Source organism: Mesorhizobium ciceri biovar biserrulae WSM1271 (assembly GCF_000185905.1).
Lineage (GTDB): Bacteria > Pseudomonadota > Alphaproteobacteria > Rhizobiales > Rhizobiaceae > Mesorhizobium > Mesorhizobium ciceri.
On record NC_014918.1, the window covers coordinates 392,078 to 408,438 of the forward strand.

The 16,361-nt window shown below is 62.4% G+C and carries 15 protein-coding genes; 5 read left to right on the top strand and 10 right to left on the bottom strand.

From position 1 onward, the window contains the following. Positions 1-5: 5 nt before the first annotated feature. Positions 6-290, bottom strand: a complete 285-nt coding sequence (locus tag MESCI_RS32020) for an Hpt domain-containing protein (protein ID WP_013525351.1) — start codon at positions 288-290, stop codon at positions 6-8. Positions 291-957: 667 nt separating this feature from the next. On the opposite strand from MESCI_RS32020, the gene MESCI_RS32025 reads away from it, so the two are divergent. Next, on the top strand, positions 958-1,626 hold the full coding sequence (locus tag MESCI_RS32025; RefSeq protein WP_164752012.1) for a N5-glutamine methyltransferase family protein: 669 nt from the start codon (positions 958-960) through the stop codon (positions 1,624-1,626). Continuing rightward, on the top strand, positions 1,623-2,738 hold the full coding sequence (locus MESCI_RS32030; RefSeq protein WP_013525353.1) for a hypothetical protein: 1,116 nt from the start codon (positions 1,623-1,625) through the stop codon (positions 2,736-2,738). The genes MESCI_RS32025 and MESCI_RS32030 overlap by 4 nt, the downstream gene beginning before the upstream one ends. 48 nt (positions 2,739-2,786) lie before the next feature. On the opposite strand, the gene nadE is transcribed toward MESCI_RS32030, so the two are convergent. Genes nadE through asnB form a run of 4 tightly spaced genes read right to left on the bottom strand, consistent with a single transcriptional unit; the run spans position 2,787 to position 7,589 of the window. Next, a complete protein-coding gene (gene nadE, locus MESCI_RS32035) occupies positions 2,787-3,794 on the bottom strand; it encodes an NAD(+) synthase (RefSeq protein ID WP_013525354.1) in 1,008 nt (335 codons plus the stop codon). Then, positions 3,791-5,335 (bottom strand): class I adenylate-forming enzyme family protein, encoded by a 1,545-nt coding sequence (locus MESCI_RS32040; protein ID WP_013525355.1) that lies wholly within the window; start codon positions 5,333-5,335, stop codon positions 3,791-3,793. Before MESCI_RS32040 ends, nadE begins: the two co-directional genes overlap by 4 nt. 26 nt (positions 5,336-5,361) lie before the next feature. Continuing rightward, positions 5,362-5,628 carry an acyl carrier protein gene (locus tag MESCI_RS32045; protein ID WP_013525356.1) on the bottom strand — a complete coding sequence of 89 codons (267 nt, stop codon included), beginning with the start codon at positions 5,626-5,628 and terminating at the stop codon, positions 5,362-5,364. 23 nt (positions 5,629-5,651) lie between these two features. Next, positions 5,652-7,589: an asparagine synthase (glutamine-hydrolyzing) gene (gene asnB / locus MESCI_RS32050; protein WP_013525357.1), complete on the bottom strand. Its 1,938-nt coding sequence runs from the start codon at positions 7,587-7,589 to the stop codon at positions 5,652-5,654. A gap of 186 nt (positions 7,590-7,775) precedes the next feature. Between asnB and MESCI_RS32055 the strand changes: the two genes are divergently transcribed. Beyond that, positions 7,776-8,174 (top strand): M24 family metallopeptidase, encoded by a 399-nt coding sequence (locus tag MESCI_RS32055; protein WP_027163535.1) that lies wholly within the window; start codon positions 7,776-7,778, stop codon positions 8,172-8,174. Between the two features lie 738 nt (positions 8,175-8,912). Here the strand turns inward: MESCI_RS32055 and MESCI_RS32060 are convergent. Continuing rightward, positions 8,913-10,412, bottom strand: a complete 1,500-nt coding sequence (locus MESCI_RS32060) for a winged helix-turn-helix domain-containing tetratricopeptide repeat protein (RefSeq protein WP_013525359.1) — start codon at positions 10,410-10,412, stop codon at positions 8,913-8,915. Between the two features lie 122 nt (positions 10,413-10,534). On the opposite strand from MESCI_RS32060, the gene MESCI_RS32995 reads away from it, so the two are divergent. Next, positions 10,535-10,792: a DUF1127 domain-containing protein gene (locus MESCI_RS32995; protein WP_013525360.1), complete on the top strand. Its 258-nt coding sequence runs from the start codon at positions 10,535-10,537 to the stop codon at positions 10,790-10,792. A 345-nt stretch (positions 10,793-11,137) separates the two neighbouring features. Here the strand turns inward: MESCI_RS32995 and MESCI_RS33000 are convergent, their stop codons facing one another. Continuing rightward, entirely contained in the window at positions 11,138-11,332 is a 195-nt protein-coding gene (locus tag MESCI_RS33000; RefSeq protein ID WP_027163536.1) for a winged helix-turn-helix domain-containing protein, read from the bottom strand. Positions 11,333-11,510: 178 nt separating this feature from the next. Then, a complete protein-coding gene (locus MESCI_RS32075) occupies positions 11,511-12,917 on the bottom strand; it encodes an FAD-binding oxidoreductase (protein ID WP_013525361.1) in 1,407 nt (468 codons plus the stop codon). A gap of 86 nt (positions 12,918-13,003) precedes the next feature. Between MESCI_RS32075 and MESCI_RS32080 the strand changes: the two genes are divergently transcribed. Next, on the top strand, positions 13,004-14,035 hold the full coding sequence (locus tag MESCI_RS32080; protein ID WP_013525362.1) for a GlxA family transcriptional regulator: 1,032 nt from the start codon (positions 13,004-13,006) through the stop codon (positions 14,033-14,035). 286 nt (positions 14,036-14,321) lie between these two features. Here the strand turns inward: MESCI_RS32080 and MESCI_RS32085 are convergent, their stop codons facing one another. Beyond that, positions 14,322-15,326 carry a response regulator gene (locus MESCI_RS32085; RefSeq protein ID WP_013525363.1) on the bottom strand — a complete coding sequence of 335 codons (1,005 nt, stop codon included), beginning with the start codon at positions 15,324-15,326 and terminating at the stop codon, positions 14,322-14,324. A gap of 13 nt (positions 15,327-15,339) precedes the next feature. Then, entirely contained in the window at positions 15,340-16,359 is a 1,020-nt protein-coding gene (gene cheB, locus MESCI_RS32090) for a chemotaxis response regulator protein-glutamate methylesterase (protein WP_013525364.1), read from the bottom strand. Positions 16,360-16,361: the final 2 nt, after the last annotated feature.

The following is a 16,361-nucleotide window of genomic DNA, read 5'->3' on the forward strand; positions in this document are numbered from 1 at the left end:
TTAAGTCACTTCAACGTATGCTCGAGTTGTTCGATAAGCCCGTCGAGTGCGGCATGCACGGCCCCGTCATCCGGCTGCTCGATCAGCAGTGTTTCCAGCGCCGATGCCTGTACGCTGATCTCCGCAAACCCGAACGTTCCCGCGGCTCCGGCGAGCGAGTGCGCGGTCGCAATCAGTGAGTCGTTGGAACCCTTGAAAAGGACTGTGTGCCGCGCCGCCTTCAACTCCGCCAGTTGAGCGGCGCACCTGGCCAGGAAACGTTGCCGTAGGGGGGCGAAGGGATCGTTCAAAGTGGGAGGCGCTCCGCGACCAGGTTTCAGAGACATTCAAGCATAAAATTCGGTGGAGTGAAACGAAGGCTCTCCCTTTGAGTCTGCCCTTGGCTGCGAAGAACTCCGCACCCTCACCAGCCTTCAGCGCGTCGTCGAACTCCTGAAGCAGCACCTCCACCGTTCTTGTCAGCTCGCGCTGCTTTGGCGGCGGGAGATGGTCTATGCTGGATTTCATAAACGAGGATCTGTCGTCCATCGGGTATGCTTAGCCGAGACTACGCCTCGAATCCACAGACTGCCTCCCCGGGCAGACGCAATTGAAGTATGTGGAGCTTGCTGGCTCATTCGTTCGCCGCTCAGCAGACCGAGGTTGCCGTCGGTTGCAGCGGTACTCAACCGCATGCTGGCGTGCGCACGCCCGGAGTCTGTCCGACATCAAGTCCGGCAGCTACAATCGGCAACTTCAAAGACCGAAATGCGTTCGATTTCATATCCGCGCACCAACGCCGCATCTATATGGCCGAGTTGGTGCGCTGCGCAGTATCGGCGGCGATATCTTTAGCAGCCGTTTACCGGAGCGCGATAGGTCCTGTGTATGCAATACTGTCGGATGACGTAAGGAACCGCCGTGCCGCACAGAGCAGCAGCCCTAGCCGGCCGTTCTACGCCCCGCCTGCATCGTTTCATGAGCGTGATGCTCGAACTGGCTCCGGGCGTTCTCGTGCCGCGTCAGGAAACGGAGTTGCTCGGACAGAGGGCGCTTGCGATTCTTGGCGATCGCGCGCCCGGCCCGATGGTGATCGACATGTGCTGCGGCTCCGGCAACCTTGCTCTGGCGATCGCCGCGGAAGTTCCGTCGGCCCGCGTCTGGGGGGTGGACGTGACTGACAGCACGGTCGCGCTCGCCCGGAGCAATGCCGAACGCTTGGCCCTTCAGGACCGGGTCACCATCCGGAAAGGGGATCTGTTCGGTGCGCTGGAGGGCGATGGGCTTATCGGCGCAGCGGACATGATTGTCTGCAATCCGCCCTATATCTCGACCGCGCGCCTCGAAGGCGAGAGCGCGCATCTGCTTGAGGGCGAGCCGCGCGAGGCCTTCGACGGGGGGCCTTACGGCATCTCGATCCAACAGCGGCTGATCCGGGACGCAACCGATTTCCTCAAGCCTGATGGCTGGCTGCTGTTCGAGTTCGGGCAGGGGCAGGACCGCCAGGTGGCTGCCCTGATAGCCAGAGCCAAGGCCTATGAACCCGTGACATTCGCCAAGGATGAGGTCGGAATGCCGCGTGTCGCACTCCTCCGCAAGCTTGGGAACGGTTCGCCCGCGATCTCATCCTCCGCGAGTTTGGCATGAGCCAGATTCGTCCCCTGCAGGCTGCGGATATTCCGGCCGTCGCCGGGCTCTTTCAAAGAACCTTCCGGGACGGTGGCAAGCCGCCGCCTCCGGCGCTCGAGACTTATCTGCGCTGGCACTATCTCGAAGGCCCGGTCTGCGATCCGGAGATCGCGTCTCTCGTCCATATTGCGAGCGAAGGCGACATTTCAGGCTTTGTCGGCGTAAATGTGCTGCCGATGAGGCATGGCCAGTGCAAGCTGCGCGCCGCCATCTGTGGTTCGCTCATGGTCGAACCGCGGGCGAACGACCCGATGGCCGGCGCAAGGCTGCTCAGGACATTCCTGGCCGGGCCGCAGGACATCTCCTTCAGCGAAACCGCAAATGCCCTCTCGACGCAGATGTGGACGAAACTGCGCGGGGTCGCCCTGCCGCAATACAGCCTGGACTGGATCCGGGTCATCCGGCCTTCGGCCTTCCTGCTCGATCTAGCCTCGCGGCGAGCCGGCGCCGTGCGCTTGCTTGACCCGCTCGCGCGCGGACTCGATCGCTATCTTCGCGGACGGATGCAGGAGAACGAGATGCGCTGGTCCGGGGTCCCGGAACTCTGGAATGGCAAGGGCGGCCTCAAGGTAGCCGAAATCGATCAAGCCGGTTTTGCGGCTCTTTTGGACCCGTTGACGCGGCAGTTCCCGCTCCGCCCCGACTGGAGCGCCGAGCAGCTTGCGCATATCCTCGCGGAGGCTTCCCAGAAGCCGGACTATGGTGATGCCGTGTTCGCGTCCGTCTCCTCCCCCAGCGGGGCGCTGGTCGGCGCCTTCCTCTATCACACCCGCCCGGGCAGGATGGCGCGCGTGCTGCAGGTTCTGGCCCTGCCGGGGCAAGCTGGTTCCGTCGTCGACTGCTTGATTGGCGATGCGGCGCGGCGCGGCGCCGCCGGCCTGCGCGGCCGGACGCAACCCGCTCTGCTCGCAGCGATGCTGGGCCGGCGGGTCGCCTTCACTCAACCGGCCTCGACCGTGGTGCATTCGCGCGACGAGGAGCTGGTGAACGCGTTTCTGAGCTCGCAAGGCTTCTTCAACGGGCTGGCCGGCGAGCGCTGGAATCGCTTGGCCGGGGAGCAGTTCGAATAGGCCGTCATTTGCCCGCGCGGCGACGTAATCCCGATGGTCGCGCCGATCTCAGCTGGCGATTTCCTCGACGGGGCGGACGAGCTGCGGGCCAAGGTGCAGATGGCGCGTCGCCCGGCGCTTGGCGGCGATATCGGCCCAGACGCGTTCGACCTCGACCGCAGTCAGCTTCGCGGCGGCGCCGACGTCCGCGGCTGAAAGGCCGTTATTCAGGCCGAAGAGGCAAATATCCATGCGGTCATAGGGCAGGGAGAAGTAGAACTCTTCCTGCGTCTGCTCGAGGGAATAGGTGTCGGTCGTCGGCGCCCTGCGGCAGATTTCCTCGGGAATGCCGAGATGGGCGGCAAGCGCATAGACTTGGCTCTTGTAGAGATGGGCGATCGGTTTGACGTCAGCCGCGCCGTCGCCATTCTTCACGAAGAAGCCTTGGTCGTATTCGAGCCGGTTCGGCGTGCCGAGCACGGCGAAATTCAGCCGGTCGGCGTGATAGTACTCGATCTGTTTGCGCGTGCGCTGCTTCATGTTGGTGGCGGCGACGATGCCGAGATAGACCGCCGCCGACATGCGCAGCTTCGTCTGCCGGCCTTCGGGGTCCTGCACCACCAGCGAGGAGATGTTGTAGCCCTCCCCGGCGAGTGAATTGGCGATGACGATCTTTGAGGCCCAGCCCGGCCCGTATTCCGGCACCAGCTCGCGGATGAAGGTATCCCGCCGCTGATAACAACCCATCGCGTGCAGCGTCGGGCCGATATCCTCCACGATCGCTTCGACGCCAAAGGTTTCGGCGGCCAGCCGGCCGAGGCGGAGGCTGTCGGGATCGGAGTCGCTTTCCGGCATGAACAGGCAGAAGACGTTCTTCGCGCCGACGGCGCGGGCGGCGAGCGCGACCGAGACGCTGGAATCGATGCCGCCAGAGAGGCCGAGCACGAGCCCGCGCTTGCGCATGCCGCGTAGCTGCTCGCGCAACCCGGCGACGATGCGATCGGTTTCCGCTGCGTTGTCGAGCGTCAGCGCGTCGGCCGAGAAGGCGGGACGGCTCGGGGCGAGGGAGAGATTCATTGTGCAGTCCCCAACGTTTCGGCCGCCAGCCTTCGGCTGACCTTTCCGGTATCGGTCTTCGGCAACTCGCGGCGGAACTCGATGAGCTTCGGCACCATGAAATCCTCGAGATGAACGGCGCAGTAGCGAATGATGTCCCGCTCGCTCAGGGTCTCGTCCGAGAGAACGACGAGAGCGGCAATGGCGTGGCCGAGCACCGGATCCGGCACGCCGGTCACCACGGCTTCCACGATGCCTGGATGGGCGTGCAGCACAGTTTCGACTTCCTTCGGGGCGACCTTTTCGCCGCGCGTCTTGATGATGTCGTCCTTGCGGCCAACGAAATAAAGGAAGCCGTCCTCGTCCGTCCGGAACAGGTCACCGGTGTGGAGCCGCTTTTCCCAGGGATGCGGCCCGGGACGCAGCATCTGCTCCGTGGCCACGTCGTTGCGCCAATAGCCCTGCATGACATGCGGGCCGCGGATGACCAACTCGCCCGCCACGCCCGGTGGCATGCGGTTGCCCTCATCGTCGACGACGATCGCTTCCGTGTTGGGAATAGCGATGCCGACGGAACCCGGCCGGCGGTCCAGCTCCTCCGGGGGCAGGTAGGTGCAGCGCTTGCATTCCGTCAGACCGTACATGGAAAAGAGCCGTACGCCGGGGAACAGCTCGCGCAGCCGGGCGATATGCACCGGCGGCAGGGCGGCGGCGGTGTTCGAGATATAGCGAAGGCTCGGCAGGAAACCCGGCGCCAAATCGCGCATCTGCAGGATCAGCGCCGCCATCGTCGGCACCAGCGGGAAACCGGTGACCTTCTCGGCGCGGATGCGCTCGAAAATGGCCTGCGGAAAGGCGAATGATTTTTCGAGGACGAGGGTCGCGCCGAGCTTCGTCGCCATCAGCAGCTGATAGAGGCCGTAGTCGAAAGCCAGGGGCAGGACATTGAGGATGATGTCGTCACGGGTGTTGCGCAGATAGGTCGTGATGGATTCGGCCGCGGCATCGATATTGCGATGCGTCATCATCACGCCCTTGGGGCGGCCGGTGGAGCCCGAGGTGTAGATCAGCATGGCGAGGTCGATATCGATCCCGCCATGGCGAATGGGCACGGGCGCGACCTTGAGACAATCCTCGAAGGAGGCAGCGCCATCCGGCGTATGGCTGGATGGCGCTTGCGTCGACGCGACGAAGAACGGCCGGTCCGACAGCGCACGCGCCTGGATCACGACAGGCATCAGCTTGGCCTGAGTCAGGATCGCCGCAGCCTCGCAATCGTCGATGACATAAGCGAGCTTGTCGGCCTTGGTGGAGGCGTTGATCGGGCTGAAGGTCGCGCCCGCCTTGAGAACCGCGAAGATCGAGACGGCGGCTTCCCAGCAATTGTCCATGAAGACGAGAACGCGGTCGCCGCGCTGCACGCCATTCTCGGCGAGAGCGGTCGCAAGCCGGTTCGACAGATCGTCGAGCTCGTCATAGCGCAACCGCTCCCGGTCGGTGACAAGCGCCGTCTTCGCGCCATGCGCGGCCGCGTTCGTGATGAGGAATTGCTCGACCCGCATGAGCTCGGGCCTTCCGCTGCCAGCCGTCACGCCGCGACGAGCGATGCGGTCTTCGCTGTGATGAAGGCCGTGATGCGCGCCAGTGAATCGAGGTTGGCCGGCACGATATCGGCGTCCGCAACTGTGATTCCGCAATGGTCCTCGATAAAGGCCACCAGTTCCAGAACGCCGGTCGAATCGATGATGCCGTTCTCGATCAGCGAGTCCGTATCGGCGAGGGCGTGGGTGGTGTCGCCGAACAGGAAGTTCTCGATGACAAAGGCCTTCACTGCGTCTTGGATCGTATCGGTCATGTCGTTCGCTTTCCTTGGTGGTGTCAGGCGGCCTTTGCGTTGCAAATGCCTGTGCCGGTGAAAGTCGTCAGCCACAGCTGCGTCGACAGGATGCCGACAAAGGCCGCGTTGTCGCGAAAGCCGGAGGCCGGCTGGCGGCTGCATTTCTCATGTAGTTTTGCCACTGCCTTCGGATTGAAGAGCCCGCCGGCGCTGACTGCGGCGTCGCCCAGGGCCGACTGGACATAGTCCCTCGTGCCCGGCCCAACGAAGGACTGGCTATCCGGTGCGCGATAGGGCTGCTTGGTCCGCCGGCCGATGGCGGCCGGCAGCAGGTCTTTGGTCGCCTCCCGCAGAATATGCTTCTCCACGAGCCCCTTCAGCTTCATCTCGGGAGGAAGGCCGGCGGCAAACTCGACCAGATGATGGTCGAGGAAGGGAAAGCGGCCCTCGATGCCGTGGGCCATCGCCATGCGGTCGCCCTGGCTGGACAGGATATAGCCAGGGAGAAGGAAGCGGGCTTCCAGATATTGCGCCTGATGCAAGGGATGCCAGCGGGCGAACGCCTCGGGCAGCCGCGCGGCGAGCTCCTCGGCGGCGTCATATCCGGACAATGTGGCACGCAGATCGCCCGAGTAGAACAGCTTCGTCGCCGCCGTGCCGTCGAACCTCGGCCGATGGGAGAACAGCGGATCGTCAAGCGTCGCGCCGCTAGCCCCGAAGAAGGAGAACAGGTACTCGGCCGATTGCTGCCTTAGGCCGGGAAGATAGGGGTAGAGCTTGCGGAACAGATGCGGCCGGATGCGGGAGCCGGGCTGTCTCCCGCAAAAGCGCCGAACCCTGGCCTCCTTGAAAATATCGTAGCCGGCAAAGACTTCGTCGGCGCCTTCGCCCGTCAGCACCACTTTCAAACCGGCCTCGCGCACGAGGCTCGAGAGCTTGTAGAGCGGGGCAGGGGCAGTGCGCAGGATCGGCCGCTCGGTGAAGCGGATAACGTCAGGGAAGACGGCGGCGATATCGCCTTCCCCGCAGGCGACGGCGCTGTGATGCGTGCCGAGCGCACGGGCCATCTCGATCTGGAAGGGGCTCTCGTCATGTTCGGCGCTATCGAATGTGACCGAGAAGGTCCTGAGGCCACCCGGCGCCATGCCCGCCGCCAGCGCCGATGTGATGGAGGAATCGAGGCCGCCAGACAGATAGGCGCCGACTGGCACATCGGCGCGCATGCGCATGCGGGTCGCCTCCGTCAGGAGGGCGCGCAGTTCCTCGGCCGCGGCACGCTCGTCCCCCTGCCGGGGCGGCGCGTCCCGGTCGGGATACTCCAGACTCCAGTAGGGCCGGGTCGAGACGCTGCCCTCTTGCACGATCATCAGGCTTGCGGGTTCGATCTCGTAGATGTTGCGGAAGGGCGTGCGCGGCGCGATCGGGGCCCAGAGCGTGAAGATCTGGTCGAGTGCGACCGGATCAATCTCGGCCGCGACGCCCGGGGCCTGGAGGAGCGCCTTGACCTCCGAGGCGAAGTAAAGCCGTTCGCCCTGCCTTGTATAGAAGAGCGGCCGGACCCCCATGCGGTCGCGGGTCAGAACCATGCGGCGGCGGCGGCCGTCCCAGAGCGCAAAGGCGAAATCGCCATTGAGCGCGGAGACGCAATCCTCCCCCATCTCGTCATAGAGATGCAGGATCACTTCGGTGTCGCTGGTTGTCCGGAAATGGCGGCCTTTCGCGCGAAGCTGCTCGCGCAATTCCACATAGTTGAAGATCTCGCCGTTGAAGGCGATCGTCAGATCGCCCGTCGCATCGGACATCGGCTGCTGGCCGTCCCCGAGACCGACGATGGACAGCCGCGCATGGCCGAGGCCGGCCGCCTTTGTGGTGAAGAACCCCTGCTCATCGGGGCCGCGATGCGCAATGGCAGCCGTCATCCTTTCAAGGAGCGCCCTCCCATCCCGGACAGTGCCGAAATAGCCGCTAAAACCGCACATGCCGAGATATTTCCAAGTCCACCAGCGCGGCCCGGACTATAGCCGCCAAGATATCGGTAGGTGTTAAATATTTGGGACTATTCATGAGAATGGTAAATTTTGAGCGGCCGCCGACGGCTGATTCCTTGCGTGAGCATTGGATCTGCCGCGAGATGAGGGCAATGAAGCTTTTGGCGTCGTGTTCGCATGATGTTCACGGGGTCTGAGGGGCAGGCCCTCATCGCCTTCTGTCGAGGGCTAGGTCTGGGACTTCTCAAGGTCTGTCGTTGTCGGGGAAAGTGGTCCGCGCGGCAGAATGAAATCTACGACGGTGCCATTGCCGGAATTGAGGCAGGCGTGGCCGCATGCCGCCTTGGCGTAACGGCAAGCGATCTGTACAAGGCAGTCCTCGATGTTCTTGACGGCCGCGGAATTTTTTGCGGCTACCCAATCCATGGCCATTCCTTCGGACTGGGCTGGGGCGGACCATGGTTAGTGCCAGATAACAGCTTCAAGGTTGGAGCCGGGATGGCCATCGCCGTCGAGTGCATGGCGGGCCGCGAAGACGTCGGCTATGTCAAGTTCGAGCACAATTGTCCATCCTGATCGCACCGAGCTCATTTCCACCTGTCCGGCGAGGCTCTGAAGACTTGCCCTCAAACGCATGCCCAAAACACAGCTGGTATTGGTAGCAATCCGAGCGGACCAGGCGAGGCTGCCTCACTGCCGGGTAGCGAGAGAACCCACTTGGTGAACTCACGCGTGCGCCTGACATTCCGGGCACCGTGGACACGCGTCAAGCCGAGAGGATACTGCGCGAGCGATATCGAGTCCATGTCAAGTACCGCAATGTAGAGAACGTCGCGACTGCGCGTTTCTTTCCAGTTTTACATGCACGAGGACGAACCAGATATTGTTGCCGAAGGTCGAAACCAGCCGTCGCTGACACTCATGGGAGTATGGCGGTCCCGAACAGGATGCCGTGACGCCCGACCGTGGTGATCGGGTCCGGCAGCTTCCACATGGCGGGTCTTTCTTCTCGATGCGAGCGACCTGGCGCCAGGCACAATCCCATTGTCCTTCCTCACCCTCGCAGCGGTTGCCGGCTGGCGGCAGCAATGCGCCTGATCTCGGAGTTCGGCAAACTTTACCTTCGCCCGAAAGCGGACGGTCTGCCAAAGGTAACATGACTGCGTTGCTGGACGACGGGCCTGATCCAGCAATGACCCCGTATGTCAGGTTCCAACAGTATGGGAGGTTGTCCTGTCGAATATCATTGCCGTCGTCCTTCTTACTGCTCACATGCACGCAACTGCGGCGATGAGTTGTCGGACCGGCTGGATCCTATAAAAAGCCGGCCTTTCTGAAGCCGGAGAGGAAGTGTTCGGAGGAAGATGGGTCTGCGAAGGGAAGGTGGGCAAGGTAGCCAAGCGAGAGGTCCGGTTGCAGCCTCAGTGTGGCTTCGACTGCGACATGCGCGTTTTCCATCTCGCCTAGATGGGCGTAGGCCGCCGCGAGAAAGGCATGGATGAAGAACTGGTCGCCGGCCTTCCGATAAGCGTCGATGGCGTCGGCATATCGGCCGAGCAGGAAGAGCGCGCTTCCCTTCACCTCCCAGAACCAGACCGGGGGCAACGGGTCGAGCAGTATGGCCCTTTCGAGGACCGCCAAGGACTGCTGAGGCTGGCCGCCGTAGTTGAGCCAGCTTGCATAGTCTCCGGCAATGTTGACGTCGTGCGGATTGAGCGTACGGGCCTGCTGGAAATGCAGTCCGGCATCCCCATGCTGGCGCATATGTACAAGCACGAGACCCATGCTCTGGTTGCAGATGCCGTCATTCCGGTCGAGCAGGAGCGCTGTGCGCGCAGACCGCAAGGCACTTTGCAGCGTACGAGGATCGCGGTCGTACCAGAATCGCGCAACCAGGCACTGCGCTAGATAGGCATGCCCTTGAGCAAAAGTCGGATCGAGTTCGGCGCTCCGGGTAAACATGGATTCGCCCTTGTCCATTTCATACTGATGGTAGTGCGCGCGACCCTGCAAGTAGTAGTCGTAGGCGGCCCAATCGGCCGGCGGCGTTCGCCGCGAGCGGCTAGTCGCATCTGCCTCGGCGGCGCCTTGGACGGTTGAAGCCACGAGGGCCGCCACCTCCTCCTGAACCGAAAAGATGTCCTCAAGCGCCCTGTCGTAGCGTTGAGCCCACAAATGGAAGCCGCTGGCGCCGTCGATCAGCTGCGCCGTGATCCGGATACGGCTCCCGAGCCGTCGCACGCTGCCCTCGACGAGGTAGCGCGCGCCGAGTTGCCGGTGGACTTCCGCGCCCTCCGGCGCTGGCCCACGAAACTGAAAAGATGAATTACGCGCGATCACCACGAGCGACCGGTAACGCGCCAGTTCAGTGATGATATCTTCGGTGATGCCGTCGCTCAGATAATGCTGGTCCTGATCGCCGCTCAAATTGGCGAAGGGCAGCACGGCAATGGTGGGTTTGCCGGACGGCGCGATTGGTCGCTGCACTGAACCTTCCACGCGCTCGACAGGCGCGGTGAAGCGGTAGCCGACGCGAGGCACGGTGGCGATCCAGTCGCCACCTTGGTCGGTGGGGCCGAGCGCCTTCCTCAGCGTCGCAATCTGGACGGTGAGATTGCTTTCCTCGACCGCCAGGCCCGGCCAGGCAGCTTCCATCAGCTCGGCCTTGGTCAGGATGTCGCCGGGCCGGGCCGCAAGCGTGGCGAGCAGCGTGATGCCGCGATGCCCGATGGAGATCGGTATTTCATGTCGCAGGAGCGTCCCCTTCTCAGGGTCGAGCACGAACGGACCAAAGGTGAGGTGAACCCGTTGCATCCCGCCATATTAAACGTTTCGGAATTTTTCGGAACAGTTTCGGCCGCGCTTTAGTACGCAGGTCCGCTCATCCGCCAAAGTAGCGTTATCGATTTTAGCAGCACCAAGAAAGGACGAGCCAAATGAGCACGCAGCTTTCTCTTACCTCAAGACTCTACCAGTCTCTCTGGAGCGAACAGCCGACGTGGACGACTGAACCGGTATCGGTCTGGGCGAGACTCTTCGCCCTGCGCGGCCTGGTCGCGGTCTGGCGCGAGCGCAAGTACTATCGCGAGGAACTGAAGCGACTGGCGGAAGATGGGCCTCAGCGGATCGACGACGTCGGTCTCACCCTGGCTGCCGTCGAGGCGGAACTTCAAAAGCCGTTCTGGAAGGCGTGATTTGCATCCATAGCTGTGAACGATTGTCTGCACAGGGCCAGCAAACTCCGCAAGTACTGTCTCATCGACGCCGCAAAGACACGACCGGCATGTTCTATCAGTAGCCGATCAAGGACCTGCCTGTAGGCCGGGGTAGGTGCAGCAATGCTCCGCTCATCCTGGCCTGCCGGCCGGACCTCGGCGGCCAATTCTGCCGCCAGAATTGTAATCATTCTTGGTCCGGCATTTGAGGGAAGGACCAACCTGTAACCGCGCGTCGGCACTGTCTGCACGACGGCCTGGCGACTGTCGTGAGCGCCGCACGGATCTCGTGAATGCATTGGACCAGGCTGTCATCGGTGACGGCTAGCCCGTCCAGACCGCCTTCATCAACTCGTCCTTGGTGATGACGCGATCAGCGTTCTCCAGAAGGTGGCGAAGTACCGCGAAGGTCTGGTGGCGAACTGCGATTGTCCTGTTGAATTGGTCGCGCAAGGTCTCCCTACTCACGTCGGCGGTCACGCCGTTGAGTACGAACGTTGCAGGCGGCGAGCTATTCAAGCCGGTTCCCCTCAAGCACGAAGCCGCAGTCCAATACTAGCACGGTTTCGCGCTGCGAAGACTGATCATCATCCAGCGCGTGCGGGGAGCTCGGATTTCGGCGAATGATCGTAAGCCGTTCGTGACTTGGCAAATGCCCAGGCGAGAGTCGCTACCGTACGCCGACTTGAATTGTGCGTTAGTGCATTGGCAGGATGTTCTGGTTGAGGCGGAACAGATTGTCCGGATCGTATCTGTGCTTGATCTTGGCGAGCCTCCCATAGGCTTCGGCTCCCAAGGCGTCGCGTACGAGGTCCGCTCCTTCGCCATGGCCGGGGAAGTTCAGATAGAGGCGGCCGGTCGAGTAGCGCTGCACGTCCTGCCAGAAGCTGCGAACCCAGCTGATGTTCGCGTCGTCCTCATCAGCGCCTGGCCAGATGGCGTCGAGGCTGAGCATGAAGGGCATGGACCGGTCACCGAAGGCAGTCTCATCGGCTGCAACGCGCTGGACGAAACCGCCGAACTTCCAGATCGAGGCGAAGGTCATTTCGGAGGGCCGCTTCGCCATCCGCGCGGTGATCTCCCCGATAACCTCGTCGTCGAGGCGCGAGAGGTAGGTGGATTTCCAGTAGCAACGGTCGCGGCCTTTCGGGAACAGGCCGTCATAGAGCGACTGGATGGTGCGATACGGCATGCGGCCGCTGAAATCGACAATCGGTGCTCCAAAACTGCGTAAGGGCGCCACGACCCGCTCGCCCTCGTCGGCCAGTCCGTCATAGACATGCGCAAGCGCCAGGACGCGCCGGCCCCTTGCACGCTCGGGAATCGAGGGATCGTTCGGCAGCGTGGAGAATTCCGCTAGGCCGCTCAGGCGATCGGGTGCGGTCTGCATGAAGTCGCGCCAGAGTGGAATGATCTCGTTGGCGCGCTCTTCGGGATAGGCCGGACCGCATAACATCAGCTCCGGCTCGATCGGATGCAGCTTGAACTCGAAGCTCGTCACCACGCCGAAATTGCCGCCGCCGCCGCGCAGCGCCCAGAAGAGATCCGGGTTCTGGGTCGCGTCGGCATGGATGAGGCGGCCATCGGCGGTCACCAGATCGGCCGCCAGCAGATTGTCGACGCTGAGGCCGTGGCTGCCGCGCAGCCAGCCGATGCCGCCGGAAAGAGTCAGGCCGGCAACGCCCGTCGCCGAAATCAGGCCGCCCGGCGTGGCGCGACCAAGCGGGGTGGTGGCCGCATCGACATCGGCCCAAATAGCGCCGCCCTCGACGAAGACACGATCGAGGCCGGGCGCGACCCGCACGCCATTCATCAGCGACATGTCGATCATCAGGCCGCCGTCGCAGACGGCGTAGCCTGCAACATTGTGGCCTCCGGAGCGGATCGCGATCGCCAGCCGCTCTTCGCGCGCGAAATTCACCGACGCCTCGACATCGGCAAAACTCCGGCAGCGCGCGATGAGAGCGGGACGTCGGTCGATCATGCCGTTCCAGACGATCCGCGTCGTGTCATAGGATGGGCTCGACGGCTCCAGCACCTCGCCGCGCATGATGGAACGGAAGCTTTCGATGCTCGATGCTGCAAGGGTAGCGGTGGCGGCCATGTGGCGGTCTCCTCGTTTCACACACGCTAGCGCGGCGCGGGCAGGGCCGCTAAAGTCGAAAATGCTGAAAGGCGGTCATTTCTGCCATGGTTGAACAGATCGGCCCATTGAATGTGGCGATCCTTGCCGTTCCGGAGGCTACCGCCTCCACGATCTACGGCATGTTCGACCTGTTTTCCTCGCCCGGCAGGGATTTCCTGTTCATAACCAGCGGTGCGGCGGGCACGCCGCGCATGCGGCCCTATGTGGTTGCTGGGGACGGCAGCCCGTTTCGCGCTGCAAACGGCATCTGGATGCGCCCAGATCACAGCCTTGCCGATTGCCCGCCACCCGACATCGTCTGTATTCCAGATTTCTTCGTCAATCCGGGAGAAAGCGTCGCCGGGCAGTATGACGCCGAAGCCGCATGGCTGAAGCGAGCGCATGACGACGGCGCCATGCTGGCCAGCGCTTGTTCGGGCGCGGTGCTGCTCGGCGAGGCCGGGCTACTCGACAATCGCGATGCCACCATTCACTGGGGCTATGTCGAGACGCTCACGAACAACTATCCCGGCGTTAAGGTGAAGCCGGGCCAGTCTCTCGTGCTGACCGGCGAGGCCCACCGCATCGTCATGGCCGGGGGCGGCTCGAGCTGGGAGGATCTCGCCCTCTATCTGATCGCGCGCTTCGTCAGCCTCAAGGAGGCGATGCAGGTCGCCAAGGTCTACATGCTGCAGTGGCACGACATGGGCCAACAGCCCTTCGCCGCGCTGATGCGCTTTCGCCAGACCGACGACGCGGTGATCAACCGCTGCCAGAAATGGGCCGAAGGCAACTACCGGACGCCCTCGCCCGTCGCCGCCATGACCAAGTTGTCAGGCCTGTCCGAGCGCTCCTTCGTGCGCCGCTTCGCCAAGGCCACGGAAATGAAGGCAATCGACTACATCCACGCGCTCAGGCTCGAGCAAGCCAAGCAGATGCTGGAGACCGGCGATCTCCCGGTCGAAGCGGTGGCGAGTGAAGTCGGCTATGAGGATGCGAGTTTTTTCGGGCGTCTCTTCCGCCGCAAGGTCGGGGTGACGCCGGCGCAATATCGCATTCGCTTCGGTGCTCTCCGGCGAGCATTGACCCGCGATTGAATCTCAACCATCGCGGCGCGATGCTGATATTCCGCTTTGCGCCTCAAGTCAGCCGTTGAGCTGGCCCCAGCGGAATCCCAAAAGCAGAAATTCGAGCGATCAGGCGAACCGGCACGTTCCCACCCAGAACCGGACGCCCAGCGGTCATTAACGATGGGTTCGAGCTCCAGCCGCAAAGTAAGCGAGCTGGTCGGCATAGAGCTTCTTGAAGGCCCGGGCGAGCCCAGGCGCGTTCAACGTACGCTCAGAAAGTTCCATCTTAGCCTGAGAAGTACGTTCAGCTTGTCTAGCTGCGGGACATATGAACCGCGACACGATTTCGTCCTTCCGATTTGGCACGAAATAGGGCCAAATCGGCAGCATTGACGAAATCATTTGGCGTCTCGTCCGCGGTGGGCACCGCTGTTGCAACCCCGACGCTGATGGTCACACGATCCGGGCCGTGGGGTATGTTCAACTCCCGCACGCCCTGGACGAGCCGCTCTGCGATCGCACTGGATTGTTCCAGTAAAGTGTCGACCAGCACGACCACGAACTCTTCGCCTCCGTACCGCGCAGCTAGGTCGGTGGAGCGGCCGGAACCGCTCTGGATTACGCGGGCGATTTGCTTGAGCACCTCATCGCCGGCCATATGGCCATAGGTATCGTTGTATCGTTTGAAGTTGTCGGCATCAATCATCAACAGCGACAATGGGGACTGTGCGCGAAAAGCGCGCTTCCATTCGGCCGCCAGATATTCATCAAAATAGCGCCTGTTGCCGAGGCCCGTCAGGCCATCGATCCGCGTCAGACGTTCAAGCTCGAGATTTGCACCGATCAGCTGTCGCTGGCTTTCCCTCAGCGCTCGGTATGCCGCGTCTCGCTGGACGTGATCCAGATAAGCCCGCGTGTGATATCGAATACGTGCAATCAGCTCGATACGATCCGGCAGTTTGACGAGATAGTCGTTCGCTCCCGCAGCGAAGGCTTCGCCCTTGGTGGCTGGATCTTCCTTGCTCGACAGCACAATGACTGGGACCGCGCGCGTCGACGCATGCTTCCTGTATTCTCGCACCAGATGCAGCCCATCGACGCCGGGCATGACGAGATCCTGCAGGATAACGGTTGGCTTTACCTCATCCGCGACTGTCATTGCTCTCAACGGGTCGGTGCAGAAGTGTAAGGAAATATCGGGCTCGTTGGCTAAAGCACGCCTGACCGCCTCGCAAACCATGATCTGATCATCGATGAGCAGAACCATGGATGAATAGTTATCTGCGAGTGGCGGGACCAGCTCTGGTTCTTGCGTCATCTGACGAGCCCTTTCACGTGGAGCGTTCGCAGGCTTCGATTATACGTGAGCCGATCGCACTCAAAGGAAGAATATCAACAGCCGCGCCGATGTCGGCAGCGGCCTTCGGCATGCCATAGACGGCACTCGTTGCTCTATCCTGCGCGATTGTGAGATGCCCCTTGTCGCGGAGCTGTCTTAGCCCGCGCGCACCATCTCTGCCCATGCCTGTGAGCAGGACACCAATCACCGAGCCAGGCCACCATTGCGCCGCACTTTCGAAGAACACATCCACGGACGGCCGATAAACATTGTCCTTGGGGCTGGGCGTATAGCCAAGTTGCTGAGCCGATTTGAAAACCAGATGATCCGCAGAACTGGCTACGAGAACAGTGCCCGCTTGAGGACTATCCTTTTCCCGCGCCGGACGGATCGGGAGAGGCGTATGCTGTCCCAGCCAATCAGTAAGCCCCGGCACGAACTGAGCATCGAGATGCTGGACGAGCACGATCGCGCCGTCAAAATCAACGGGAAACGCACTCAGGACTGCGGCAACGGCGGCCGGCCCGCCCGCGGAGGCGCCGATTGCAATTAAGCGTCGAGGTGTCGGCTCAGCGTCACGTGACATCCGCCTTTTTGTCTTGGCCGGCGCATCACCGATCAGCTTGCCGATCGTCGCAATCTTGTTCGTTAGAAGCCGTGCGGATTGCGAGGACGCGTTACCTTCGATGCCTACTGACGGAATATCGACCGCGTCAAGCGCGCCATGACCCATTGCTTCGTAGACACCGGCGAGGTTGGCTTCGATACTGGCGGTCACCAGCAAGATTGAGCACGGGGTTTCCGCCATGATTCTGCGCGTCGCTTCCACGCCGTCCATCTCTGGCATCGCTAGATCCATGAGTATCAGATCCGGCAGATCACGTCTGCAGACCTCGACCGCCTCACGCCCATTGGTCGCGACCCATGCGACCTGATGTTCGCCGGTCGACAAGACCAGCCGGCGCAGAAGCTCAACCGCCATCGGCATGTCGTTGACTACGCCGATTCTCATTC

Bases quoted from the DNA above. Each gene is read 5' to 3' on its own strand.
- MESCI_RS32085 (WP_013525363.1), bottom strand. From the start codon at position 15,326: ATGACGCAAGAACCAGAGCTGGTCCCGCCACTCGCAGATAACTATTCA.
- MESCI_RS32055 (WP_027163535.1), top strand. From the start codon at position 7,776: ATGATGTTCACGGGGTCTGAGGGGCAGGCCCTCATCGCCTTCTGTCGA.
- MESCI_RS32025 (WP_164752012.1), top strand. From the start codon at position 958: ATGAGCGTGATGCTCGAACTGGCTCCGGGCGTTCTCGTGCCGCGTCAG.
- cheB (WP_013525364.1), bottom strand. From the start codon at position 16,359: ATGAGAATCGGCGTAGTCAACGACATGCCGATGGCGGTTGAGCTTCTG.
- MESCI_RS32030 (WP_013525353.1), top strand. From the start codon at position 1,623: ATGAGCCAGATTCGTCCCCTGCAGGCTGCGGATATTCCGGCCGTCGCC.
- MESCI_RS32995 (WP_013525360.1), top strand. From the start codon at position 10,535: ATGAGCACGCAGCTTTCTCTTACCTCAAGACTCTACCAGTCTCTCTGG.
- nadE (WP_013525354.1), bottom strand. From the start codon at position 3,794: ATGAATCTCTCCCTCGCCCCGAGCCGTCCCGCCTTCTCGGCCGACGCG.
- MESCI_RS32040 (WP_013525355.1), bottom strand. From the start codon at position 5,335: ATGCGGGTCGAGCAATTCCTCATCACGAACGCGGCCGCGCATGGCGCG.
- asnB (WP_013525357.1), bottom strand. From the start codon at position 7,589: ATGTGCGGTTTTAGCGGCTATTTCGGCACTGTCCGGGATGGGAGGGCG.
- MESCI_RS32080 (WP_013525362.1), top strand. From the start codon at position 13,004: ATGGTTGAACAGATCGGCCCATTGAATGTGGCGATCCTTGCCGTTCCG.
- MESCI_RS32075 (WP_013525361.1), bottom strand. From the start codon at position 12,917: ATGGCCGCCACCGCTACCCTTGCAGCATCGAGCATCGAAAGCTTCCGT.
- MESCI_RS32045 (WP_013525356.1), bottom strand. From the start codon at position 5,628: ATGACCGATACGATCCAAGACGCAGTGAAGGCCTTTGTCATCGAGAAC.
- MESCI_RS32060 (WP_013525359.1), bottom strand. From the start codon at position 10,412: ATGCAACGGGTTCACCTCACCTTTGGTCCGTTCGTGCTCGACCCTGAG.